Source organism: Pseudomonas sp. o96-267, assembly GCF_003935465.1.
Lineage (GTDB): Bacteria > Pseudomonadota > Gammaproteobacteria > Pseudomonadales > Pseudomonadaceae > Aquipseudomonas > Aquipseudomonas sediminis.
In genome coordinates this window covers 1-1,113 of record NZ_RHQP01000091.1, presented here as the reverse complement: position 1 = coordinate 1,113, position 1,113 = coordinate 1, and the positions used below count along the sequence as shown (strand labels likewise).

The 1,113-nt window shown below is 60.6% G+C and carries 1 protein-coding gene; it reads right to left on the bottom strand.

Going from position 1 to position 1,113, the window contains the following annotated elements; all coding sequences use genetic code 11:
* Positions 1-29: 29 nt before the first annotated feature.
* Positions 30-1,058, bottom strand: coding sequence for an IS30-like element ISPsp7 family transposase (locus EGJ86_RS24865; RefSeq protein WP_031638226.1), 1,029 nt, complete (start codon positions 1,056-1,058; stop codon positions 30-32).
* Positions 1,059-1,113 lie beyond the last annotated feature (55 nt).

The following is a 1,113-nucleotide window of genomic DNA, read 5'->3' as shown; positions in this document are numbered from 1 at the left end:
GGCGGTTGCAGGAGCTGAGTGCAACACGGTTATTGAATTGAAGCCGGAGCATCATGCCGCATTGCCATGGCATTTTGCATGACCTCTCCCATCACCTCGATGGGGCATTTGAAGTCGAAGCGCTTGCGCGGTCGCATGTTCAGTTGCAGCGCAATGGCGTCCAGCTCCTCCTGGCTGTGTACCGACAGGTCTGTGCCTTTGGGCAGGTACTGGCGGATCAGGCCATTGATGTTTTCGTTGCTGCCGCGCTGCCAGGGGCTGTGCGGGTCGCAGAAGTAGATCGCCACGCCGGTTCTTTGGGTGATCTCGGCGTGTCGCGCCATCTCCCGGCCCTGGTCGTAAGTCATGCTCTTGCGCATCTCCAGCGGCATGCTATTGAGCGCGGCGCTGAAGCCTTCCAGCGCCGAAGTCGCCGTCGCGTCGTTCATCTTCACCAACATCAGGTAGCCACTGGTGCGTTCCACCAGCGTACCGACGGACGAGGCGTTGGCCTTACCCTTGATGAGGTCGCCTTCCCAATGCCCCGGCATCAGCCTGTCTTCAATCTCCGGCGGGCGCACATGAATACTGACCATCTCGGGGATCTGGCCGCGCCGATCCACGCCACCAGAGCGCGGCCGGCGCGTCGTCTTGCCTTGGCGCAGACAGATGATCAGCTCCTTACGCAGCTCACCCACTGGCAGGGCATAGATCGCGTTGTAGATCGTCTCGCGACAGACGTAGGCATCTCGCAGGTTGGGTATGTTCATGCTGCGCAGCTTGCCGGCAATCTGCTCGGGAGACAAACGCTCACGCAGCATATGGGTCACCAGTTCGAAGCGCTCGCTACCCGGCAACAGTTTTCGCATCGGTCGACAAACCTGGCGGCGGGCCTGCATTTGCTGCTGGGCCAGGCGGGCCGAGTAGCCACCGCAAGCACCTCGGTTACGGCGCAGCTCACGGCTGATGGTCGAAGGGGATCGGTTGATCAAGCAGGCAATCCTGCGCAGGCTGAAGCCTTGGATACGACCGATTTGAATGGTGGCGCGCTCTTCAACGCTGAGTTCGGTATAAGACATAGGGGCAGCACCGTACCGGAAAGGTCAGGTGTTGCACTCAGTTTTTGCCGCCGCC

Coding starts and splice junctions, on each gene's coding strand:
- EGJ86_RS24865 (WP_031638226.1), bottom strand. CDS start 1,058: ATGTCTTATACCGAACTCAGCGTTGAAGAGCGCGCCACCATTCAAATC.